We start from the raw sequence: 20,677 nt of genomic DNA on the forward strand, positions 1-20,677 counted from the left end.
CGACGCCCACCCGATCCATCGCCGCCCTCCCCGGGGCGGCGTTCTCCGTTAGTGTGGGCCACGGCACATCCACGCTGACGAAGGAGCAGGGCAATGACCACAGACTACGAGAACATCCTCATCGCACGTGAGGGCCGCGTTCTGACCATCACCCTCAACCGTCCCAAGGCGCTCAATGCGCTGAACGACGTCACCATGCATGAAGTGGTCGACGCGTTGACCGAGCATGACGCCGATCCGGAGGTCGGGTGCTTCGTCATCACCGGTTCGGCGAAGGCCTTCGCTGCGGGGGCGGACATCAAGGAGATGGCACAGACGTCCGCCACCGAGATGTTCAGCAGCAACAAGTTCGCCGGCTGGGACGGGCTCACCCGGGCGCGGACCCCGATCATCGCCGCGGTGTCCGGTTACGCCCTCGGCGGTGGCTGCGAGTTGGCGCTGATGTGTGACTTCATCATCGCTGCCGACACCGCCAAGTTCGGCCAGCCCGAGGTGAACCTGGGCGTGCTGCCGGGCATGGGTGGCTCACAGCGGCTGACCCGGGCGATCGGCAAGTCGAAGGCCATGGAGATGTGTCTGACCGGGCGGATGATGGACGCGGAGGAGGCCGAGCGTTCGGGTCTGGTCGCCCGCGTGGTCGCCGCTGACGATCTGCTCGACGAGGTGGCCAAGGTCGCCGCCGGCATCGCCACCAAGTCGAAGGTGGCCACCACCATGGTCAAGGAGGCCATCAACGCCGTGGACGAGTCCACCCTCTCCCAGGGCGTGCTCTTTGAGCGTCGTCTCTTCCACGCGGCCTTCGCCTCCCATGACCAGAAGGAGGGCATGGCGGCCTTCACGGAGAAGCGGGAACCGGACTTCCGCCACGCGTGAGCCGACCACCCTGCAGAAGTCAGTGTGCGTTGTCGAGGAGACGTGCGACTGACTCCGGGTCTGCGTCGGAGAGCATCTGGCGGCAACGGTCATACTCGGCGTCCTCGCCGATGAGCCGCGCCGCGCGGGCGAGGGCGGCGATGGAGCGCAGGACCGCCCGGTTGGATTCGTGGGAGTAGGGGACCGGGCCCCAGCCCTTCCAACCGTTGGCGCGCAGACGGTCGAGCGAACGGTGGTAGCCGGTGCGGGCGAAGGCGTAGGCGGTGAGCTTGTCGTCGTCGCTGCCGGTGGCGGCGGCGTCGAGAAGCGACTCGGCGCGGGTGGCCCACACGAGCGGGCTGTCGGGGTGGGCGAACGCGGTGCCGGCGGCGGCGGGGTCGGAGTCGGCGGCCGGATCTGCGGGGAGGTGGACGGGCGGCGGGGCGAGCATGTCATTGAGTTTCATGTCCTCCGAGCCTAGCCTTCCTTTTCGGCTGAGCGTCCCGGGCTGTGTAGCCTTGCGGGTTAATGCCGAGAGAAAAAGAGGGATGATGGGCGCGTCGGACACGAGAACCCGTGACGGGGTGGAGACGGCCCGACAACCCGTGAACCGGCTCCCGTACCGGTACGACCTCGATGGACTGCGCGGCCTCGCCATCGCGTTCGTTGTCCTCTTCCATGTGTTCGTGGGCAGGGTCTCGGGCGGCGTGGATGTGTTCCTCCTGCTCAGCGGCTACTTCTTCCTGGGTTCTCAGTTGCGCTACGCCGGGCGCGGGGATGCTTCCCCGAACCCGTGGTGGCCTATCTGGCGCACGGTGCGTCGGCTGTATCCTGCGTTGCTGGTGGTCCTGGGCGCAACGGCCGTGGCCGCGCTGTGGTGGGTGCCGCAGATGCGGCGCGTGGAGATCATCGATCAGTTCACCGCCAGCCTGCTCTACCTCCAGAACTGGGAACTGGCCTCGCAGCAGGCGGACTACAACGTCGCCTCCGGCACGGTCAGTCCGCTGCAGCACCTCTGGTCGATGGCGGTGCAGGGACAGTTCTACCTGCTGGCGATCGCCCTGGCCATGGGCGTGATCTGGGCCCGACGCGCCGGGCTGGATCTCACCCGGTGGGTGAGTCCGTTGCTGGTGGTGGTCACAGTGGTGTCCTTCAGTTACGCCTGGTGGATGCACCTGGTGGACCAGCCGCTGAACTACTACTCCACGTGGACCCGGATGTGGCAGCTCACGCTCGGCGGGCTGCTGGCGCTCCACGGTCACCGCCTGGCCTTTCATCCCCGGCTGAGGGAGATGTTCACGTGGGTGGGCCTGGCGATGGTGCTCTCCACCGGCCTGCTTGTCGACGGCGCCGCCCTCTTCCCCGGCCCCGCCGCCCTCTTCCCCGTCGGAGGGGCGGTCCTGGTGCTCCTCGGTGGGGGACAGGGACCGGTCGCGGGCTGGCTGGCGAACCGCGTGATGCGGTGGCTGGGCGACATCGCCTACCCGCTCTATCTGTGGCACTGGCCGCTGCTGATCGTCAGTCTCGCTCTGTGGGAGCGGGAGACCGTCTCCCTCGCACACGGTGTCGTGGTCGTGGCGGCGTCGATTCTCCTCGCCGATCTCACCCACCGTCGGGTGGAGATGCCGTTGCGGCAGCATGCCCGACGCCCGATGGCAGGCGAGCGGCGTGCCCGCGACGCCCGTTCGCAGCTGCGGACCCCCGGGGCCGCGCGTGCCCGTGCCGTCGGCGGCGGGGCGCTGTGCCTCATCCTCGTCGCGCTGCTCACCGTGCAGGGCGTGTGGCAGGTGCGCCTGCACAACGCCGGTGGCGTGCTTCTCGACGCCGCCCGGTATCCCGGCGCCCGGGCCCTCATCGGTGCGCAGGTCCCCGACGCGACGCCGAAACCCGACCCGGAGCTGGTGGGATCGATGGTCTCCAAGATCTGGATCGAGGGCTGCATCTCCCTCTTCGGCGAGGATCCGCAGGTCCTGCCCGTCGACGAACGGGGTGCGGACTGCGTCTTCGGCGACCCGGACGGAACCCGGGACGTCTACCTGGTCGGGGGCTCCCACGCCGAGCAGTGGGTCACCCCGCTCAACGTGCTGGGCAGGGAACACGATTTCCGGGTCATCCCGCTGGTGCGTCAGTCCTGCCCCACTTTCGCGGAGGAACGCGACGATCTCTTCGAACCGGACTGCGTGGAGTTCAACCAGCAGGTCCTCACCCGCCTGTCGGAGGCGGACCCCGACCTGGTGATCTCCACGACGACCCGCCCCTACATCGAACAGGGCGGCCGCATGGAGGAGGTCCCCGATTCCTACCCGACCTTCTGGGATTTCCTCGCCGACCACGACATCCCCTTCGCCGGTCTGCGTGACAACCCGTGGAAGACCTTCGAGGACGGCTCCGAACTGTCTGTGCCCCTGTGCTTCCTCGACATCGGGGACATCCACGAATGCGGCGTGGTCGAGGACGAGTTCTACCGGTCGACCGATCCGGCGGCGGCCCACCTCGAGGGCATGCCGAACGCGAAGGCCGTCGACACCTCGGCCTGGTTCTGTGTCGACGGCCACTGCCCGGCGGTGATCGGCAACGTCCACGTCTACCGGGACAGCAACCACCTCAGCGTCCCTTATTCCTACTCCCTGGCACCCCTGCTGTGGGAGGAGATCGCCGAGTTCCTCTAGCGGGTCCAGAAGTGGCTTGCGTCGAGCCCGAAGGAGTAGAGGGCCCGGCGCACCAGCGGCAGCGACAGTCCGATGACGGAGGAGGGATCGCCCTCGATCCGGTCGATGAACCAGCCGCCGAGGGCCTCCAGGGTGAAGGCGCCGGCGCACTGCAGCGGCTCCCCGGAGCGCGCGTAGGCGGCGATGTCAGCCTCCGAGGCGTCCGCGAAGTGCACGGTGGTGGAGGTGGTCTCCACGACCTTCCGGTCACCCAGGATCACACAGTGGCCGGTGAGCAGCTCAGCGGCCTTCCCGGCCTGTTCCCCCCACCGTTCGACGGTCTTCTCGGGGGTGTGGGGCTTGCCCTGGAGGCGGCCGTCGAGAAGCAGCATGGAATCGCCGCCGATGACCACATCGTCGGGGAATTCACCCGCGACGGACAGTGCCTTCGCCTCAGCGAGGGCAGCGACGCGGCGGGCCGGCGTGGCGTGGGAAAGCGACGCGAGAAGCGCATCCTCATCGACGTCGGCCGGGCGGATGAGCGGATCCACACCGGCGTTGGTGAGGATCATCCGCCGGGACGGGGATGCGGACGCGAGAACGATCCGCATCAGAAGAAGGTGACGTTGCGGAACGCATTCGGGTTGTAGAGCGTGGTGCGCTGGAGGCGGTCCTCGGGGCGGCCCCACAGGTTACGCTCACCGGACTCCTCGGCCGGGCGCTGCTTGGCCAGGGCCGTGAGCACGGCGGTCAGCGCGGCGATCTCGGTGGTGGTCGGGTTGCCCTTGAGCACCCTGAACAGCGGCTTGGTGGTGGTGGTCACGATCGGCTCCTTACAGGGGGATGTTTCCGTGCTTCTTCGCCGGCTGCTGGATGACCTTGCGGTCGAGCAGGCGAAGGCCCTCGATGAGCTGGGCGCGGGTGGTGGACGGCTCGATGACCGCATCAACGAGGCTGCGCTCGGCAGCCAGATAGGGATTGATGTAGTTGTCGGCGTAGGTCTGTTCGTCAATTCCGCCGCCGATGGCCGCGACTGCGGCGCGGGCCTCGGTGACGGCGATCTCGGCGGTGGGCCAGGCGAAGACGAGGTCGGCGCCCAGATCCTTCGAACCCATGAGGACATAGGACGGGCCGATGGCCTTCCGGGTGATCACGGTGATCTTTCCCACGCTCGCCTCGGCGTAAGCGTAGGCCAGTTTTGCCCCCCGGCGCAGGACACCGCCGTGTTCCTCGTCCTGACCAGGCAGGAAGCCGGGGGAGTCGACGAACTCGACGACGGGGATGTTGAAGGCGTCGCAGGTGCGGATGAAGCGTGCGGCCTTCTCCGCGGCCGGGGAATCGAGGCAACCCGCCAGCTCGGTGGGCTGGTTGGCCACGACGCCGACGGCGCGGCCCTCGATCCGGGCTAGGCCGGTGATGATGTTGGCGGCGTAACCGGCCTGCAGCTCCAGCAGCCTGCCCTCGTCGACTACGCGACGGATGACGTCGTGCATGTCGTAGGTGTGGGCGTCCGAATCCGGGATCAGCGAGTCCAGTTCGAGGTCCGTGCCGTTGACCTCGAGACTGATCTCGGTGTCCGGGCGGGGCGCCTCTGCGCGGTTGTTCGCCGGCAGGTAGGAGACGATGTCCTTGACCAGGGAGATGGCGTCCAGGTCGGTGGCCGCAGTGAAGTGCGCGGTACCCGAGGTGGTGGCGTGGACCGCAGCGCTGCCGAGCGACTCCGGCGTGGCGGCGGTGCCGGTGACCTTCTCCACCACATCGGTGGCGGCCAGGTGCAGCGAACCGCCGTCCTCGACCATGACCATGATGTCGGCGAACACGGGTGCCAGGGCGTGCAGCCCCTCGGTGTGGCCGGCCACGACCGCGATCTGGGGGATCAGCCCCGATGCCGTGGTGGTGCGGGACAGGATCCGCGCGTACATCGACAGGGTCACGATGCCCTCCGCGACGCGTGCGCCCGCACCCTCGTGGATACCGATGATCGGCACCCCGGTCTTGATGGCCAGATCGTAGATCTTGATGATCTTCTCGCCGTACATCTCGCCGAGGGAGCCGTCGAACACCGTGGCGTCCTGTGAGAACACGCAGACCTTGCGGCCGGCAATGGTGCCGTAACCGGTCACCACACCGTCGGTGAGGGGACGGTGGGCGTCCAGGCCGAACTGGGTGGAGCGGTGGCGGGCGAGGGCGTCGGTCTCCACGAAGGAGTTCTCGTCCAGGAGCGCCAGCGCCCGCTCGTGTGCGGTGGCACGGCCCGAGGCGTGGACCGCCTCAACGGCGTCGGTCCCCACCGGGGCCTCGGCCTCCGCCAGGCGGGCACGCAGGTCGGCCAGCCTTCCGGCGGTGGTCGTGAGATCAGGGGAGGTGGAAGTCATGGTCCTAAAGTCTAGACGGCGAGACCCCGTCCGCGTCATGCGGGACGCGGACGGGGCAGGCACCGGGATGATGGTCAGCGGTTTAGAGCGGGATGTTGCCGTGCTTGCGCGCCGGACGGGACACGTTCTTGTCCTTGTACAGGCGCAGGTTGCGGGCGATCATGCCGCGCGTCTCGGACGGCAGGATGACTGCGTCGATGAGACCACGCTCAGCGGCCTTGTACGGGTTGAGCATGTGGTCCTCGTACTCGCGCTCGAAGGACTTCGCCAGCTCGAGCACGTCGAGGCCCTTCTCGGAGGCCTCCTTGAGTTCCTTGCGGTAGATGAATCCGACGGCGCCTGCGGCACCCATGACGGCGATCTGAGCGGTCGGCCACGCCAGGTTGACGTCCGCGCCCAGGCCCTTGGAACCCATGACGCAGTAAGCGCCGCCGTAGGCCTTGCGCATGGTGACGGTGATCTTCGGGACGGTGGCCTCGCCGTAGGCGTAGAGCAGCTTCGCGCCGCGGCGGAGGATGCCGCCGTACTCCTGGCCGGCACCGGGGAGGAATCCCGGGACGTCGACAAGCATGACGATGGGGATGTTGAAGGCGTCGCAGGTGCGGATGAAGCGGGCGGCCTTCTCGGAGGAGTCGATGTCCAGGCAGCCGGCGTAGACGGCGGGCTGGTTGGCGACGAAGCCCACCGACTGGCCCTCGATGCGGCCGAACGCGATGACGACGTTCTCGGCGCGCTGAGCCTGGATCTCCAGGTACTCACCGTCGTCGGTGAGACACTGGATGACCTCGCGGACGTCATAGGGCTGGGTGGGGGAATCCGGGATGATTCCGTCGAGCTTGAGGTCGTCGGCGGTCAGGTTCTCGGAGACCGCGCCCTGATCCGCGGTGAACTCCTCGTGCGGAGCGACGGTGCGGTTGTTGGACGGCAGGAAGCCGAGCAGGTCATGGACCCAGTCGAGGGCTTCCTCATCGGTCTGCGCGGTGAAGTGGGAGTTGCCGGCGGTGATCATGTGGGTATCGGCGCCGCCGAGCTCCTCCTGGGTGATCTCCTCGCCGGTGACGGTCTTGATCACGTCGGGGCCGGTGACGAACATCTTGGAGGTCTTCTCCACCATGACGACGAAGTCGGTCAGCGCCGGGGAGTAGGCGTTGCCGCCGGCGGAGGCACCCATGATCACGGAGATCTGCGGGACGACGCCCGAGGCGTGGATGTTCTGGTAGAAGGTCCGTGCGATCATGTCCAGAGAAACGGCACCGTCCTGGATACGTGCGCCGGCACCCTCGTAGAGACCGATCAGCGGGCGACCGGTGGTGACGGAGAGATCCATGATCTTGATCATCTTCTCGCCGTACACCTCGCCCAGCGCGCCGCCGAAAACGGTGCCGTCCTGGGAGAAGATGCACACCTCCCGGCCGTCGATGGTGCCCCAGCCGGTGACGATGCCGTCGGTGGTGGGGTGCTTCTTGCCCATCCCGAAGTCGGTGGTGCGGTGCTTGGCGAGCATGTCGGTTTCAACGAAGGAGCCCTCGTCGAGAAGGTAATCCAGACGCTCACGCGCGGTCAGGCGATTCTGGGAGTGGACGCGCTCGACGGCCTTCTCACCCATCGGGTAGGTGGCCTCGGCACGGCGACGCTTCAGGTCGGCGATTTTGCCGGCGGTGGTGGTGACGTCGGCCAGCTCGGACAGGTCCGTCAAAGGTGAGGAAATGGTCATGTTTGGGAATAGTAGACCCTGTGGCCGCCAGTTTCCACAACGAAACCCATGTGATGAGTATCACGATTTGAAAAACCGCAGGTGAAACGTTTTTATGGGCAAAACATCGGCGTGTCAGAAAGGGGCCGATACGACGCATTAGGCTGGCGCACGTGACATCCGTCGAAATTTCCCGCCGTCTGGCGAGCCGCCTACCGCAGTACGCCCGGGTCCAGTGGACTGAATCCACTGGTTCCACTAACGCCGACCTGCTGGCAGACGTTACGGCCCCCGCCTTCACCGCCCTCATCGCCGGACACCAGTCCGCTGGCCGAGGTCGACTCGGCCGCCCGTGGACCGCCCCGCCCGGCTCCCAGGCCATCCTCTCGGTGCTGCTGCGACCTTCTGCCTCCGAGTTGGACCGGCTGGGCACCATCCCGCTGGCCACCGGCCTGGCGGTGCTCGACGCGGTGCGTTCGGTGGCACATGCCGCGGCAGGTCCGGAACTGAAGTGGCCCAACGACGTGCTGTGGGACGGGCAGAAGATCTGCGGCATCCTGGCAGAGGCCGCCGGCTTCCCCGAGGACCCACGCATCGTCGTCGGCCTCGGCGTCAACGTATCCCTGACCAGGGAGGAGCTGCCCGTGCCGCACGCCACCTCGCTGGCACTCCAGGGCATCGACGTCTCCGCCGAGGACATGGCGGTGGCAGTGCTCGAGGCGCTGCACCGCCGTCTGGCGCAATGGGCGACCGGCGACCGTAGCCTCATGGATGATTACCGGGCCGAATGCATCACCATCGGCAAGCCCGTGCGTGTCGAGGCGCCCACAGGTGAATTATTCGGCACCGTGACGGACGTTGCCCCGGACGGACGCATCGACCTCCGCGCGGCGGACGGATCACGCCATCTCATCGCCGCCGGCGACGTCACGCACCTGCGCCGCACCGACGCCGACTACTGACGCCCTCCGGCACGGGGGCTGCCCGCCGTCGGCTCTGGAACGACGGTGCCGTCAGGGTAAGATCCCGCCACATGGGACTGTTCCAGCCTGGCCAGGGAGAAGTGGTGCGCGCCGACCTCACGTCGCCGCTGCGCGTCCTCACCTTCCCCGTGCTCGAACTCATCCTGGTCACCGGATTGTCCTGGATGCTCATCGGCTGGCTGGACCAGCCCGGCATGGCCGTTGACCCGCAGCTGCGCAACACGATCGTCCTGATCTGGGCGGTCCTGGCCCTCTGGCGATTCGTTCTCCCTCTGTTCAAGGCGCGTCGTCGTCGTTTCGTGGTCACCGACCGGCGGATCGTGGTGCGCGCCGGGGCGTTGCGTGCGCGCACTGACTCGATCCCATTCCGCGATATCCGTTCGGTGAAAAGACGACGCAGCGGAATCACGCTGGCGATCACGGGCTATGACCGTCCCCTCTACTTCCCGGATGTGCCGCGGGCGAAGAAGGTGACCGCGATGATCGAGTCCTCGCTGCCGCCCGCACAAATGAACTACTGGTAGCGGAATATCCTGCCGGATTTCCGGGGGCGTTCCGGGGTGTCCGGGAGTTTCGGGGAGTTTCCGGCGGGGAATTTTCCGCTCCGCACCCCCCTTATGCGCCTGTGTCACCCGGTTTCGCGGGTTGAGGGAGAGCGAAGTGGAAACAGACGGGCTCCCGCGGATCGTCGGAATACCACCGCCTGAGCCGTGGAACTACTGGCGGAAGGATCGCGCTGGCTATAGTTATGGCCGTGACTGAACCTGCAGGAAACCCGAACGCCCACGTCCCCGGTATGCCGGTTGTCGCCGTGATCGGCGACGGCCAGCTGGCACGCATGATGCAGACCGAGGCGATCGAGCTCGGCCAGTCGATCCGTCTGCTGGCTGGTGCGCCTGATTCCTCGGCCGCCCAGGTTGCGGCCGACGTCGTGATCGGGGACTACAAGAACATCGACGATCTGCGCGCCGCGGCCCGTGGCGCCGACGTGGTGACCTTCGACCACGAACATGTCCCGACCGAACACCTTCGTCAGCTGATCAGCGAGGGCGTGAATGTGCAGCCCGGCCCGGATGCGCTGGTCAATGCGCAGGACAAGCTGGTGATGCGCAGGCGACTGCGGGAGATCGGCGCCCCGGTCCCGCCTTTCGCCGCCATCGAATCCGTGGATGACGCCCTGGCGTTCTTCGACGCCGTCGACGGCGCCGTCTGCCTGAAGGCCCGCCGCGGTGGTTATGACGGCAACGGGGTCTGGTTCCCCGGGTCCCGCGAGGAGCTCAGCGCTCTGGTGGGGAAGCTTCTCGACGCCGGCACCCCCCTCATGGCGGAGAAGAAGGTCGCCCTCGTCCGCGAGCTGTCCGCCATGGTCGCCCGCCGCCCCTCCGGTGAGGTCAGGCCCTGGCCGGTCGTCGAGTCCGTACAGACCGACGGCATCTGCACCGAGGCCGTCGCCCCTGCCCCGGAACTCCCGGACGAGCTGGCGCAGCGGGCCCGGCAGCTCGCAGTGACCGTCGCGGAGGAACTCGGTGTCACGGGCGTTCTGGCCGTGGAGCTCTTCGAGTACCGCGACGACAACGGCCAGCCCACCATCGCCGTCAATGAGCTGGCGATGCGCCCGCACAACACCGGCCACTGGACCCAGGACGGCTGTGTGACCAGCCAGTTCGAGCAGCATCTGCGCGCGGTCCTGGACTACCCGCTGGGTTCTGTCGAGCGGACCGCCCCGGTCACCGTCATGGCCAACGTGCTCGGCGGCTCAGTCGACCCCGAGCTTCCCATGGCCCGCCGCATGGCGGATGTCTGGGCACGCTTTCCCCACGTCAAGATCCACCTCTACGGCAAGACCTGGCGCGCGGGCCGGAAGATCGGTCATGTGAACCTCTCCGGTGATGAGCTTCCCCGCGTGCGTCGGGAAGCGACCCTGGCCGCCGATTACCTCGTCAACGCCCGCTGGGCCGACGGTTACACCGCTTAAAGGAGAACTGAAATGACCCCTCTCGTTGGCATCATCATGGGCTCGGATTCCGACTGGCCCACCATCGCCCCCGCCGCTGAGGCGCTCGCCGAGTTCGGCGTACCGCTGGAGGTCGGCGTCATGTCCGCGCACCGGACCCCTGAGCGGATGCTCGCCTACGCCAAGTCCGCACACGGGCGTGGCCTGAAGGTCATCATCGCGTGTGCCGGTGGTGCCGCACACCTGCCCGGCATGATCGCCGCAGCCACCCCGCTGCCGGTCATCGGGGTGCCGCGCGCGCTGGCAGAGCTCGACGGCCTGGATTCCCTGCTGTCCATCGTGCAGATGCCGGCCGGCGTGCCCGTGGCGACTGTGTCCATCGGCGGCGCGAAGAACGCCGGGCTGCTCGCCGTGCGCATCCTCGGCGCCGGAGATCCGACCCTGACCGAGAAGATGGCCGCCTACCAGCAGAAGATGGCGGAAGAGGTCGAGGCCAAGGACGATGCCCTGCGGCAGCGACTGCTCGAGGGTTAGTTCGAACACCCGCGGTGGGTCATGTCCGGCCGCCGCGCTATGTTCGGGCCATGAATCCTGCGACGATCGACGACATCCGGTGGCTGCGTCAGCGCCGACGCACCGCCACCACCGAGTCTGAACAGACCGCTGTCCGGGCCCGCATGATGGAAGTGGCCGCCTACGTGGAGCAGAGGGACGAGCCCAACCCTCTGCTCCTCGCGCTCATCGGTGCCGCCGTCATCGTGGCGGGACTGGTGGCCGGTTATCTCGTCCATCTGCTCGCCGATGCGATGTGGATGTGGCTGAATTCATGAAGCAGAACAATTCCGGCTGCGCGATGATCGCCGTGGTCATCTTCCTCATCGGGGCGATCCTGTGGGTTGTGGGCATTGCGCTCTGGTTGCTCGCTGTCGCCGTGCCCATCGTGGGCCTGCTCTACGGTGGCAACTTCCTCGTTCAGGCGTGGGCCGCGCGCGGGGTCGCGCAGAACAGCCGGGCCGTCGACGCTGAGCTGGAGGCACTCGCCCGCGACGCCTCCTTCGATCTGGCGGAGACGATCACCCGCTGGGACACGCTCATGCTGACCAAGGGAATCGGTACGCAGCTGCAGGGGCGCGAAGAGCAGGCCGCCGGGATTCACCGCCGGCTCATTGCCGCCCATCAGTCTCTTCACGCTGCCACCACCCCGCGTCATAGGATTGAGGCTGTCCTCCACGCGGACACACTCCGTGCCACCGCGCAGTCCTTCCTCTAGGAGCCCCATGCCGATACTGGTTCTCGGTGCCGGCACGAGCCGTGGATATCCCGGCCCTAATCTCCGCGCCCGGCTTGAGAAGGCCCTCTCGCTTATCGACGCCCCCTCGACCGTCGTCGTCTCCGGACACGGCGAGGCCCGGGCGATGGCGGAATGGCTGGTGGAGCGCGGCGTCGACAAGCAGCGGATCATCCGGGAACCGGATGCCCGCAGCACGAACGAGAACCTCGAGAACGCCCACGCGCTGCTCCCGGACACGCGGTGCTGGACCGTCGTGACCAGTGATTTCCATGTGTGGCGCACCCGCCTGTGGGCGTGGCATCTGGGCATTCCCGTGGAGGTGGTCGCCGCCAGTACCCCTGCGGTCCACCTGGCGGTGGCGCTGCCGCGCGAATGCCTGGCCCTCCCGCATTCCGCGCTGCGCATCGCCTGGCGGTGGCTGCGGCAGACTATTGGTGGGTGATGTCGTGCGCGACCGCGACGACATCGTGCATGTCGAGCCGCCGTGCGTACGCCTCGCGCTGGCGCCGCGCCCCGGAACCGGAGCGCAGGATCGCCTCGAGGGTCGCTGACACTGCGTCCGCCTCGCCGTACTCGACCAGGGCGGGTCGGACGTGGTCGAGCAGGCTGGCGAGCACGTCAGCGGCCGGGACGCGACGCCGGGTGGCGGGGTGGATGAGGTCCTTGTCCACGCCGTCGTGACTGGCCTGCCAGGACCAGGTCCGGATCAGCGTGCCGGGGGTCTGATCGGGTGGGATGCCCTCCCGCCACTCACCTGCGGCGGTCTCCACCATCGCCCGGATGAGCGCCGCGATCGCGGCAGCGTGTTCCGCCTCCAGACACACGTCCGCCACCCGCACTTCGACGGTGGGGTAGCGCTGGGAGAGGCGCGCGTCGAAGTAGAGCATGCCGACGTCCAGTGGCACCCGGGTGGCCAGCAGCGTCTCGCAGAGCTGGTCATAGGCGGCGGCCGAGCCGAAGATCTCTGTGGGCCCGGCGGTCGGCCAACGGTTCCACAGCTGGTAGCGGTAGGAGGCGAATCCCGTGTCGGCGCCGCCCAGGAACGGGGAGTTGGCGCTGAGTGCCAGGATCACAGGCAGCCAGCCGCGGATTCTGTCGATGACGGCAACCCCCTCCTCCCGGGAACGGATCTCCACGTGCACGTGGAAGCCGCACGTGAGCTGCTCGGCGGTGGTGATTCCGAAGCTGTCCTGGATCTGCCGGAAGCGCGGAGTGGACACCAGGTGGGAGGTCAGCGGGCCGGGAGCAGTGGGGAGCGACACCACCCGGGCACCCGTCTTGGAGGCGGCCTCCTCCGCCAGGGCGCGGCCGGTGCGGATGGCAGCCAGCTGTCCATCGAGGGTGGTCTGCGGCGGCGACACCACCTCGATCTGTTCCTGCTTCAACTCGCGGGTGATCTCGTAGTCGCCGAGGGGCGACCGCCGGGCAAGATTGACCACCCGCTCCGCCACTGGCAGCGGCTCCAGAGTCTCCGCATCGACGAGAAGCAGCTCCTCCTCGACCCCGAACTTGCGCACCGTCAACGGGCCCACCTGATCGCGTCACGTCGACCTGCCCCAGCGGGCGGGGTGGTGGCTACCGGTGGCGTGGGCATTGGCTGGTCCTTGAATGGGAGCTTATGTGTTCTCCACAGGATAGTTCCTGCCGCGCCGGAATTGGGCGGATTCCGGATCCCCCCCGGCCTGGCAGTCCAGTGAGGGGTGGGCGGGGATCAGCTAGGGCGTGTCTCCTAAATAGGTTGGTCGGTGGGGCGATACTGGATCGGTGAGTGACACCAAAAGTCGGTTTCGCGTCCTGACCGACCACCAGTGGGAGACGGTTGAGCGCCTTCTGCCCAGCAGTGATGGGCAGCGGGGTCGTCCCTTTCACAACAGTCGGCTGGTCGTTGAGGGCATCATCTACCGCTACCGCACCGGAATCCCGTGGCGGGACCTGCCCCGCGATGAATACGGCCCCTGGCAGACCGTCTGGAAACGGCACCGCCGCTACTGCGCCGACGGCACGTGGGATGCCGTCCTGACCTACCTGCTGACGGTGGCCGATGCGGAAGGAAAGATCGACTGGAACGTCTCCGTCGACGCCTCGATCGCGCGTGCCCACCAGCACGCGACGAACACGACCCGGCCCGAGCAGGACACAGGGGGCTCGATCGAATCACAAGAATCTGCCGCTGGCGTTGACTGAACCAGCAGGTCATGGAATTGGCCGGTCGCGCGGTGGGCTGTCGAGCAAGATTCACGCCGGCGTCGACGGACACGGCCGTCCCCTGTCTGTGGTGGTCACCGGCGGGCAGCGCAACGACGGTGCGATGCTTCAGGCTGTGCTCGACGACATCCACGTCCCGCGCATGGGTCCCGGGCGGGCGCGGTCGCGTCCGGATGCGGTCCTGGCTGACCGTGGCTACGCGACGACGGTGATTCGGCGTGACCTGCGTAAGCGGGGGATCGTGGCGGTCATTCCTGAAAAGCGTGACAGTATCGCGGCCCGTAAACGTAGAGGCAGCAAAGGTGGGCGCCCGCCCGCCTTTGACCCTCATGCCTACAAGGGCCGCAATGTTGTCGAGCGGGCGTTTGCCCTGGCCAAGCAGTGGCGGGGCCTGGCCACCCGCTATGACAAACTCGCCGTGGTTTATCGTGGAGCCGTCGTGCTCTGTGCTGTGCTCACCTGGCTCAGAGCTTTAGGAGACACGCCCTAGAGGGCCGCGGACCAGGTGAGCGGGGCGTTGAAGAAACCGCCCTTGTAGACGATCCGGTACTCGCCCGGGGTGCCGTCGGAGTCGAAGCAGACGGTGCCGTCGGTGGTCCCGCCGGGATTGAGCTCGGCGATTTCGAGGTTCTTGATGGCCAGGCCGGTGAAGGTGGTGTTGGCGACGACCCCGTTGGGCTTTTCCAGTTCGAAGTCGAACTGGTTGAAGCTCTTCTTGGAGTCGGCGTTGTTCATCAGCGCCACATCCGTGCAGATGTAGTTGCCCAGCACGTCGGAGGCGAAGCGGGCGTTGCCCACGGTGACGTTCATTCCGCCGGTCTCGCCGGACTCACCGATCGTCAGCGTGCTGGGTTGTTCCTCCACGGGGGCAGCTTCCTCGGCGGGGGCTGCCGCCGGGACGGCCTCAACGTCGTTGGCCTCGACGGTCTCCACCGCCTCGACTGACTCGACCGCGGTGTCGTCCGCCGCGGTGGAGGCCTCATCATCCGAATCGCCGCCGCCGATGTTGGCGAAGAGCACCAGCACGGCGCCGATGCCGACGATCCAGAGCCACTTCTTCTTTTTCTGCTTGGGCTCGGGTGCCGGGGCGTAGGCCTGGTTGAAAGGCTGGGGCTGGTTGGAGTCGGGGCTGGTCATGGGAGCGCTCCTTGTGCGGCGGGGGAATAGAAGTCCGGGGACGTTGTGCCCCGAAACTTTCGGTGACAAGTAAGAAACTATCCCGGGCCTCCGACGCAGCGTCCCCGGTACTGACTCATGTGTTCGATCGGTGGCGCGGGGCGCGACGGAGTCTGCAACGCCGCACGCCCAACCCGGTCCGGCCCCGGCTCGGCTGGCCGGAGGGTGGGGCAGTTCGGAATCGCGGAGGCCTCAGCCCCGCCGCCACACCCACCACGTGAGCCCGACCAGGACGCCGGCCAGCACCCCGGGCCACAGGGCCGGCTCCGGCGCGAAGAGGTTCCCCACGGCCTGGACAAGTGCCAGGAAGGCGAAGAATCCGAGGAATCCGAGCAGCGTCTCGTGTTGCAGTGCCCGGCGGCGTTCCCGACCCGGATCCGGGTCCGAACTCACCGGTTCACGCTTTCACTCCGCCGGCGGTGAGGCCGGAGACGATTCGGCGCTGGAAGATCAGGACCATGATGATCAGCGGCACCGTCACCAGGGCGCCGGCGGCCATGATCGACGCGTAGGGGTACTCGAATGCGCTCGGCCCGGAGAAGCGCGCGATGGCGACGGTGACCGGCTCCGTCGCGTTCGTGGAGAGCTGGCGGGCGAGCATGAACTCGTTCCACGTGGCGATGAACGCGAGGATCGCCGTGGTGAACAGCGCCGGTGCGGCCAGGGGCAGCAGGACCAGCCGGAAGGCCTGGCCGCGTGACGCGCCGTCGACACGCGCGGCCTCCTCGAGCTCCCAGGGCAGCTGGCGGAAGAAGGACACCAGCGTGTAGATGGTCAGCGGCAGGGCAAACGAGATGTTGGGGATGATCATCGCGCGGTAGGTGCCGATCCACCCGAGATCACCGAACAGCTGGAACAGCGGCGTGACCAGCGCGATGCCGGGGAACATGGAGGCGGCGAGGATGATGCCGGTGACCAGGCCCTTGCCGCGGAACTCGAGGCGCGCGAGGGCGTAGGCGGTGAACACACCGACGATCACCGCGAGCGAGGTCGTCGCCACGGAGATGAGCAACGAGTTGCCGATCGCACCGAGGAAGTCGTTGCCCTTGTCGGTGGCCAGCGCGTCGTGGAAGTTCTCCAGCGTGACGTGCGTCGGCCAGGGGGTGGTGTCGAAGGTGTAGGCCTTGTCGCGCAGCGCGACCACGACCATCCAGTAGAAGGGGGCGAGCCCCCAGAACATGATGAACAGGACACCCACGTAGTGCCAGAGTGCGGCTCGTTTCATGCCGTCACCTCCTCTTTCTTCTCTGCTTCTCGACGCCGCCGCATCCCCGTCACCTTCCGGCCCTTCACGCCGCGCTGGCCGGACACGTCCGCACCGAGGAAGCGGATCATGATGAACGCGACAGCGAAGATGAGCAGGAAGATCAGCGTCGACAGGGCCGAGGCGGAGTTGAAGTTGTTCTGCCGCATATCCTCGACCACCAGCTGGGAGATGGTGGCGGTGGGGGAGTTGGAGGATGCGGAGATCATGATGACGGGGAGGTCGTACATCCGCAGTGCATCGAGTGAACGGAACAGGATGGCGACCATGAGGGCGGGCTTGACCAGCGGCATGGTGATCTGCCAGAACTGCTGCCAGCGTGAGGCGCCGTCCACACGCGCGGCCTCGTAGATCTCCTTGGGGATCATCTGCAGGCCGGCGAGGATGAGCAACGCCATGAAGGGGGCGGTCTTCCAGACGTCAGCGACGATGACGGCGGATCTTGCGGCCCAGGGATCGGTGGTCCAGCTGACGTTGAGGTCGAACATCGAGTTGACGACGCCACGGTCGGCGAAGATGAACTGCCACAGCTTCGCGGTGACGGCCGTGGGGATGGCCCACGGGATGAGCACCGCGGCGCGGACCACGGCGCGGCCGCGGAACTCACGGTTCATGATCAACGCCATGGTCATGCCCAGGAGGGTCTCCAGGAAGACGGTGACCACGGTGAAGAACAGGGTGATCCGGACGGACGGCCAGAAGTCGGTGGCCAGGACACCCGGCGGGCAGGTGCTGACGACGCCGGAAGGCGACATGCAGCGGTTGGTGAGCCAGTAGAGGTAGTTGTCGAAACCGGCGAACCCGCCCTCGACGAACAGACCGGTGGCGGGATCGAGGCTCTTGTCGGCCTGGAATGACAGGAAGATCGCGCGCAGGATGGGATAGCCGATGACCACGGCCAGGACGATGAGCGCGGGGGCGATCAGCCGGGCCGCGGAGCGGGCCTGGCTGGCACGTTTCTGCATGTGCTGCTCCTTAGGGAAAGTGTTACCACCCACAGAACCACAGAAAACCTGCCCGAGGGGGCAGGTTTTCAGCGGGTGTTGCCTGGACTCGAGTACTTAGTTGGAGGCGTTCTCGATGGCGGCCTTCATGTCGGCGGTGGCGTCATCGACGGACTTGCCCTCAGTCAGCGCTGCGTAGGCGTTGTCCTGGATGGCCTTGGAGATGGCCGGGTAGAACGGGGAGACCGGACGCGGTGCAGCGTTCTCCAGGGAGGTCTTCAGCGCCGGCAGGTACGGGTACTTCTCCACAAGGGCCTCATCGTCGTAGATGGAGGCCAGCACCGGCGGGAAGGACAGCTCGGCGAAGGAGGTCTGGTTCTCCTCGTTGATGATGAACTCGATGAAGTCACGCGCGGTGGCCTTGTTCTCCGAGTTGATGTTGATGCCGTTGTTGTAGCCGCCCAGTGTGGAGACGCCGACGCCGTCCTCGCCGACCAGCGGCTGGACCTCGAAGTTGCCGGCCACCTGAGAGGTCTCGCCCTCGGCGTTGGTGAACATGTACGGCCAGTTGATGGCGTAGGCGGTGTCACCCTCGACGAACGCGAGGTTGGTCTCCTCCTCCGTCGCGGAGGTGGAGGCGGAGGCGATGGTGCCGTTCTCGTAGCCGTCGACCAGGGCCTGCAGGCCGGCCTTGGCCTCGTCGGAGTCGACGGTGACGTTGCCGTCCTCGTCCAGGACGGAACCGCCCCAGCCCTCCATGAAGCCGACGGTGTTGACGGTCAGGCCCTCGTACTGCTTGAGCTGCAGCGTCAGGCAGTCCACGTCGGCGGCCTCCGCGTCAGCGCAGGATGCCTCGAGGTCGGCCCAGTTCTCCGGAGCCTCGGGGATGATCTCGGTGTTGCGGTAGAGCAGCTGGCCGTTGGTGTTCTGCGGCAGGGCGTAGAGAGTGCCGTTGTAGGTGGCGGAGTCGACGGTCGCCTCCAGCAGGCCGGAGGTGTCCACCTCAAGTTCGTCCTCGAGCGGGGCGAGCCACTGGTTGGCGGCGAAGTCGGCGGTCCAGATGACGTCGAGCGCCATGACGTCGTAGTCGGAGTTGCCGGCCTGCAGGGACTGGACGAGGGTCTCGCGCTGGGCGTCAGCCTCACCGGCGAGCTCGCGGAGGGTGACCTTCTCGTCCGGGTTCTCGGCGTTCCACTTCTCGATGATCGGGATGATCTTGTCCGTGTCGTTCTTGCCCATGGCGAAGGTGATCGGGCCCCGGTCGCCTTCGCCGGTCGCGGCGCCCGTCGTGCGGGTCTCCGTTTCCGTCTGGGTGGCGGTCCCTGCGGTGTCGTCACCGCTGTCGGCGCAACCGGCGAGGGTCAGGGTGCTGATGATTGCGACTGCGGCCAGGGAACGTACCGGCCTGCGCTTGAATATGGAGGCGTTCATAGAAGGTCACCTTTCATAACGTTTGGTGACTTCAAATGTAGTGACGCAGGTAATACCTGACAGGGCATTTATTTCAGATCACCCCTTGCCGGGGGTGGGTGCTCAGAGCCGCTCGCCGGACTCCGGATCGAAGCGGTGAGCGGCACCCGGATCAAAAGCGAAGAGCACCCGCGACCCGCGTTCCGGCACTTCCCGATCCCCCAGACGCGCCACCAGGCGCACGCCCTCCGACGTGGCGTAGACGTAGGACTCAGAACCCAGCTCCTCCACCAGCTCGACCGTGCCCTCCTTGAGGGACCAGGCGGCGGGGAGTTCATCGACGTCGCCGAGCACCCGCATCGCCTCCGGGCGCACGCCGAGCGTGACACCCTCCCCGGGGAAAAGATTCATCGACGGCGAACCGATGAAGCCGGCGACGAACTCGTTGACGGGACGGTCGTAGAGCTCTCGCGGCGGAGCGACCTGCTGCAGGATGCCGTCCTTGAGCACCGCGACGCGGTCGCCCATCGTCATCGCCTCGACCTGATCATGGGTCACGTACACGGTCGTGGTGCCCAGACGGCGCTGCAGGGCGGCGAGCTCCGCACGGGTCTGCACACGCAACTTCGCATCCAGGTTCGACAGGGGCTCGTCCATGAGGAAGACCTTGGGATCGCGCACGATCGCACGCCCCATGGCTACGCGCTGCCGCTGACCGCCCGACAGGTCCTTCGGCTTGCGGTCCAGGAACTCCTGCAGGCCCAGCATCTCAGCGGCGTCGTTGACCCGCTCGTCGATCTGTTTCGCCGGCATCTTCGCCAGTTTCAGGGCGAAACCCATGTTCCTGGCCACCGACAGATGCGGGTAGAGCGCGTAGTTCTGGAACACCATGGCGATGTCCCGGTCGCCGGGCTCCACGCCGGTGACGTCCTTGCCGTCGATGAGCAGCCTCCCGGAGTCCACCTCCTCGAGCCCCGCCAGCGCACGCAGCGTCGTGGATTTGCCACAGCCCGAGGGGCCGACCAGCACGAGGAATTCCCCGTCCTCGATCTCCAGATCGAGGTCCTTCACCGTCGGCCGATCGGCGCCGGGGTATCGGATGGAGACCTTGTCAAATGTGACCGTTGCCATGCCAAAACCGTAGCACCTACAACCTGACGGTCGTCTTCTCCGCAGTGGCGATGGCGTCGAGCCTTCCGGAATCCACCAGCCCTGACACCACCACGGCCGAACCGCCGGCCGACAGCGGCTCAAGTACCGTCCGGACGAGGCCTTCGGCGGTGGTCCACCCCGTGGACAGGACCCGTTCGGGCGCACGGGATGTGGGGATGACGTCAAAGAGTGCGGGCGCCGGGCCGTAGAACTGGTCACCGTAGAAGCGGACGGAGGGACCGAAGTCGATGGTGCCGGTGGGCAGGGTGCCGCCGGTCTCCACGACTCCACGGCCGAAGGGGTCGTCGGTGACCAGGACGATGTCCGCGCCGGAATCCTCCCACCGCCCGAAGGCGGACGGCGAGGTGAACACCACCTCCGCGGCCCCCTCGCTGGCGAAGACCCACCGGATGTCCGCCGCGAGGGCGCCGAGGACGATGGCCACGGCCTGCCAACTGACGGGCAGGTCCACCACGATGGACGAACCGGGTTCCAGATCGAGTTCCTCCAGCAGCATGTTCCCGACCTTCGCGGCCCAGTTGTCCAGCGTCTGTGCGGAGAAGTCCAGCCGGGCACCGGTGGTCTCGTTGTAGACGGTCAGTCGAGGGGCGGCCGGGTCTGCGCTGAGCAGGTGTGCGAGTAGCTCCATGCCACCCCATGGTAGGCAGCTCCCGTGGCACGCGCTTTCGGGTAGGGAGGAGACGGGCCCTCCCTGATGCTGCGGGACGGT

At 67.1% G+C, this 20,677-nt stretch carries 24 protein-coding genes; 11 read left to right on the plus strand and 13 right to left on the minus strand.

Going from position 1 to position 20,677, the window contains the following annotated elements; translation table 11 throughout:
• Positions 1–93: 93 nt before the first annotated feature.
• The gene (locus tag CETAM_RS02965; RefSeq protein WP_156227014.1) at positions 94–873 is read left to right on the plus strand and encodes an enoyl-CoA hydratase; all 780 of its coding nucleotides are present in this window, start codon (positions 94–96) and stop codon (positions 871–873) included.
• Between the two features lie 19 nt (positions 874–892).
• On the opposite strand, the gene CETAM_RS02970 is transcribed toward CETAM_RS02965, so the two are convergent.
• Positions 893–1,318, minus strand: a complete 426-nt coding sequence (locus tag CETAM_RS02970) for a DUF3151 domain-containing protein (protein ID WP_156227015.1) — start codon at positions 1,316–1,318, stop codon at positions 893–895.
• A gap of 85 nt (positions 1,319–1,403) precedes the next feature.
• Between CETAM_RS02970 and CETAM_RS02975 the strand changes: the two genes are divergently transcribed.
• Positions 1,404–3,521: an acyltransferase family protein gene (locus tag CETAM_RS02975; protein WP_156229342.1), complete on the plus strand. Its 2,118-nt coding sequence runs from the start codon at positions 1,404–1,406 to the stop codon at positions 3,519–3,521.
• Here CETAM_RS02975 and CETAM_RS02980 read toward each other — a convergent pair.
• The 4 genes from CETAM_RS02980 to CETAM_RS02995 all read right to left on the minus strand — a co-directional run bounded on the left by CETAM_RS02980 (position 3,518) and on the right by CETAM_RS02995 (position 7,589).
• A complete protein-coding gene (locus CETAM_RS02980) occupies positions 3,518–4,111 on the minus strand; it encodes a Maf family protein (RefSeq protein WP_156227016.1) in 594 nt (197 codons plus the stop codon). The two genes, CETAM_RS02975 and CETAM_RS02980, sit on opposite strands and share 4 nt — an antisense overlap.
• A complete protein-coding gene (locus CETAM_RS13800) occupies positions 4,111–4,323 on the minus strand; it encodes an acyl-CoA carboxylase subunit epsilon (protein ID WP_407923947.1) in 213 nt (70 codons plus the stop codon). The genes CETAM_RS02980 and CETAM_RS13800 overlap by 1 nt, the downstream gene beginning before the upstream one ends.
• Positions 4,324–4,333: 10 nt before the next feature.
• Positions 4,334–5,875 (minus strand): acyl-CoA carboxylase subunit beta, encoded by a 1,542-nt coding sequence (locus tag CETAM_RS02990; protein WP_156227018.1) that lies wholly within the window; start codon positions 5,873–5,875, stop codon positions 4,334–4,336.
• An 82-nt stretch (positions 5,876–5,957) separates the two neighbouring features.
• Positions 5,958–7,589 carry an acyl-CoA carboxylase subunit beta gene (locus tag CETAM_RS02995; protein ID WP_156227019.1) on the minus strand — a complete coding sequence of 544 codons (1,632 nt, stop codon included), beginning with the start codon at positions 7,587–7,589 and terminating at the stop codon, positions 5,958–5,960.
• Between the two features lie 152 nt (positions 7,590–7,741).
• Between CETAM_RS02995 and CETAM_RS03000 the strand changes: the two genes are divergently transcribed.
• From CETAM_RS03000 to CETAM_RS03030, 7 genes are all read left to right on the plus strand, one after another.
• Entirely contained in the window at positions 7,742–8,530 is a 789-nt protein-coding gene (locus tag CETAM_RS03000) for a biotin--[acetyl-CoA-carboxylase] ligase (RefSeq protein ID WP_156227020.1), read from the plus strand.
• A gap of 71 nt (positions 8,531–8,601) precedes the next feature.
• Entirely contained in the window at positions 8,602–9,075 is a 474-nt protein-coding gene (locus CETAM_RS03005; protein WP_156227021.1) for a PH domain-containing protein, read from the plus strand.
• Between the two features lie 230 nt (positions 9,076–9,305).
• Complete coding sequence (locus CETAM_RS03010; protein WP_269076384.1) at positions 9,306–10,526, plus strand: 5-(carboxyamino)imidazole ribonucleotide synthase; 1,221 nt, start codon at positions 9,306–9,308, stop codon at positions 10,524–10,526.
• A gap of 12 nt (positions 10,527–10,538) precedes the next feature.
• Positions 10,539–11,039 (plus strand): 5-(carboxyamino)imidazole ribonucleotide mutase, encoded by a 501-nt coding sequence (gene purE / locus CETAM_RS03015; protein ID WP_156227023.1) that lies wholly within the window; start codon positions 10,539–10,541, stop codon positions 11,037–11,039.
• A gap of 50 nt (positions 11,040–11,089) precedes the next feature.
• The gene (locus tag CETAM_RS03020; RefSeq protein WP_156227024.1) at positions 11,090–11,335 is read left to right on the plus strand and encodes a hypothetical protein; all 246 of its coding nucleotides are present in this window, start codon (positions 11,090–11,092) and stop codon (positions 11,333–11,335) included.
• Complete coding sequence (locus CETAM_RS03025) at positions 11,332–11,775, plus strand: hypothetical protein (protein ID WP_156227025.1); 444 nt, start codon at positions 11,332–11,334, stop codon at positions 11,773–11,775. The genes CETAM_RS03020 and CETAM_RS03025 overlap by 4 nt, the downstream gene beginning before the upstream one ends.
• A gap of 7 nt (positions 11,776–11,782) precedes the next feature.
• Positions 11,783–12,238 (plus strand): YdcF family protein, encoded by a 456-nt coding sequence (locus tag CETAM_RS03030; protein ID WP_156227026.1) that lies wholly within the window; start codon positions 11,783–11,785, stop codon positions 12,236–12,238.
• On the opposite strand, the gene CETAM_RS03035 is transcribed toward CETAM_RS03030, so the two are convergent.
• A complete protein-coding gene (locus CETAM_RS03035; RefSeq protein WP_156227027.1) occupies positions 12,225–13,313 on the minus strand; it encodes a glutamate--cysteine ligase in 1,089 nt (362 codons plus the stop codon). The two genes, CETAM_RS03030 and CETAM_RS03035, sit on opposite strands and share 14 nt — an antisense overlap.
• A 247-nt stretch (positions 13,314–13,560) precedes the next feature.
• Here CETAM_RS03035 and CETAM_RS13915 point away from each other — a divergent pair, with 247 nt between their 5' ends.
• Positions 13,561–13,980 carry an IS5 family transposase gene (locus tag CETAM_RS13915; protein ID WP_197085748.1) on the plus strand — a complete coding sequence of 140 codons (420 nt, stop codon included), beginning with the start codon at positions 13,561–13,563 and terminating at the stop codon, positions 13,978–13,980.
• Positions 13,973–14,491 carry an IS5 family transposase gene (locus tag CETAM_RS13920; protein ID WP_197085747.1) on the plus strand — a complete coding sequence of 173 codons (519 nt, stop codon included), beginning with the start codon at positions 13,973–13,975 and terminating at the stop codon, positions 14,489–14,491. The genes CETAM_RS13915 and CETAM_RS13920 overlap by 8 nt, the downstream gene beginning before the upstream one ends.
• Here the strand turns inward: CETAM_RS13920 and CETAM_RS03045 are convergent.
• The 7 genes from CETAM_RS03045 to CETAM_RS03075 all read right to left on the minus strand — a co-directional run bounded on the left by CETAM_RS03045 (position 14,488) and on the right by CETAM_RS03075 (position 20,596).
• Positions 14,488–15,138, minus strand: a complete 651-nt coding sequence (locus CETAM_RS03045; RefSeq protein ID WP_156227029.1) for a DUF4352 domain-containing protein — start codon at positions 15,136–15,138, stop codon at positions 14,488–14,490. The genes CETAM_RS13920 and CETAM_RS03045 overlap by 4 nt on opposite strands.
• A gap of 231 nt (positions 15,139–15,369) precedes the next feature.
• Entirely contained in the window at positions 15,370–15,570 is a 201-nt protein-coding gene (locus tag CETAM_RS03050) for a hypothetical protein (protein ID WP_156227030.1), read from the minus strand.
• A 4-nt stretch (positions 15,571–15,574) separates the two neighbouring features.
• Positions 15,575–16,402 carry a carbohydrate ABC transporter permease gene (locus CETAM_RS03055; RefSeq protein WP_156227031.1) on the minus strand — a complete coding sequence of 276 codons (828 nt, stop codon included), beginning with the start codon at positions 16,400–16,402 and terminating at the stop codon, positions 15,575–15,577.
• A complete protein-coding gene (locus CETAM_RS03060; RefSeq protein WP_156227032.1) occupies positions 16,399–17,406 on the minus strand; it encodes a carbohydrate ABC transporter permease in 1,008 nt (335 codons plus the stop codon). The genes CETAM_RS03055 and CETAM_RS03060 overlap by 4 nt, the downstream gene beginning before the upstream one ends.
• A gap of 96 nt (positions 17,407–17,502) precedes the next feature.
• Positions 17,503–18,816: an ABC transporter substrate-binding protein gene (locus tag CETAM_RS03065; protein WP_156227033.1), complete on the minus strand. Its 1,314-nt coding sequence runs from the start codon at positions 18,814–18,816 to the stop codon at positions 17,503–17,505.
• A gap of 102 nt (positions 18,817–18,918) precedes the next feature.
• A complete protein-coding gene (locus CETAM_RS03070) occupies positions 18,919–19,926 on the minus strand; it encodes an ABC transporter ATP-binding protein (RefSeq protein ID WP_156227034.1) in 1,008 nt (335 codons plus the stop codon).
• A 16-nt stretch (positions 19,927–19,942) separates the two neighbouring features.
• Positions 19,943–20,596 (minus strand): TIGR03089 family protein, encoded by a 654-nt coding sequence (locus CETAM_RS03075; RefSeq protein WP_156227035.1) that lies wholly within the window; start codon positions 20,594–20,596, stop codon positions 19,943–19,945.
• Positions 20,597–20,677: the final 81 nt, after the last annotated feature.

The sequence above is a fragment of the Corynebacterium comes genome (assembly GCF_009734405.1).
Taxonomy (GTDB): domain Bacteria; phylum Actinomycetota; class Actinomycetes; order Mycobacteriales; family Mycobacteriaceae; genus Corynebacterium; species Corynebacterium comes.

Excerpts from the sequence above, each read along its gene's own strand:
- CETAM_RS03025 (WP_156227025.1), top strand. The coding sequence starts at position 11,332 with ATGAAGCAGAACAATTCCGGCTGCGCGATGATCGCCGTGGTCATCTTC.
- CETAM_RS03065 (WP_156227033.1), bottom strand. The coding sequence starts at position 18,816 with ATGAACGCCTCCATATTCAAGCGCAGGCCGGTACGTTCCCTGGCCGCA.
- CETAM_RS03045 (WP_156227029.1), bottom strand. The coding sequence starts at position 15,138 with ATGACCAGCCCCGACTCCAACCAGCCCCAGCCTTTCAACCAGGCCTAC.
- CETAM_RS03020 (WP_156227024.1), top strand. The coding sequence starts at position 11,090 with ATGAATCCTGCGACGATCGACGACATCCGGTGGCTGCGTCAGCGCCGA.
- CETAM_RS02995 (WP_156227019.1), bottom strand. The coding sequence starts at position 7,589 with ATGACCATTTCCTCACCTTTGACGGACCTGTCCGAGCTGGCCGACGTC.
- CETAM_RS02990 (WP_156227018.1), bottom strand. The coding sequence starts at position 5,875 with ATGACTTCCACCTCCCCTGATCTCACGACCACCGCCGGAAGGCTGGCC.
- CETAM_RS03070 (WP_156227034.1), bottom strand. The coding sequence starts at position 19,926 with ATGGCAACGGTCACATTTGACAAGGTCTCCATCCGATACCCCGGCGCC.
- purE (WP_156227023.1), top strand. The coding sequence starts at position 10,539 with ATGACCCCTCTCGTTGGCATCATCATGGGCTCGGATTCCGACTGGCCC.
- CETAM_RS03075 (WP_156227035.1), bottom strand. The coding sequence starts at position 20,596 with ATGGAGCTACTCGCACACCTGCTCAGCGCAGACCCGGCCGCCCCTCGA.
- CETAM_RS03005 (WP_156227021.1), top strand. The coding sequence starts at position 8,602 with ATGGGACTGTTCCAGCCTGGCCAGGGAGAAGTGGTGCGCGCCGACCTC.
- CETAM_RS03030 (WP_156227026.1), top strand. The coding sequence starts at position 11,783 with ATGCCGATACTGGTTCTCGGTGCCGGCACGAGCCGTGGATATCCCGGC.
- CETAM_RS03060 (WP_156227032.1), bottom strand. The coding sequence starts at position 17,406 with ATGCAGAAACGTGCCAGCCAGGCCCGCTCCGCGGCCCGGCTGATCGCC.
- CETAM_RS02965 (WP_156227014.1), top strand. The coding sequence starts at position 94 with ATGACCACAGACTACGAGAACATCCTCATCGCACGTGAGGGCCGCGTT.
- CETAM_RS02975 (WP_156229342.1), top strand. The coding sequence starts at position 1,404 with ATGGGCGCGTCGGACACGAGAACCCGTGACGGGGTGGAGACGGCCCGA.
- CETAM_RS02980 (WP_156227016.1), bottom strand. The coding sequence starts at position 4,111 with ATGCGGATCGTTCTCGCGTCCGCATCCCCGTCCCGGCGGATGATCCTC.
- CETAM_RS02970 (WP_156227015.1), bottom strand. The coding sequence starts at position 1,318 with ATGAAACTCAATGACATGCTCGCCCCGCCGCCCGTCCACCTCCCCGCA.
- CETAM_RS03055 (WP_156227031.1), bottom strand. The coding sequence starts at position 16,402 with ATGAAACGAGCCGCACTCTGGCACTACGTGGGTGTCCTGTTCATCATG.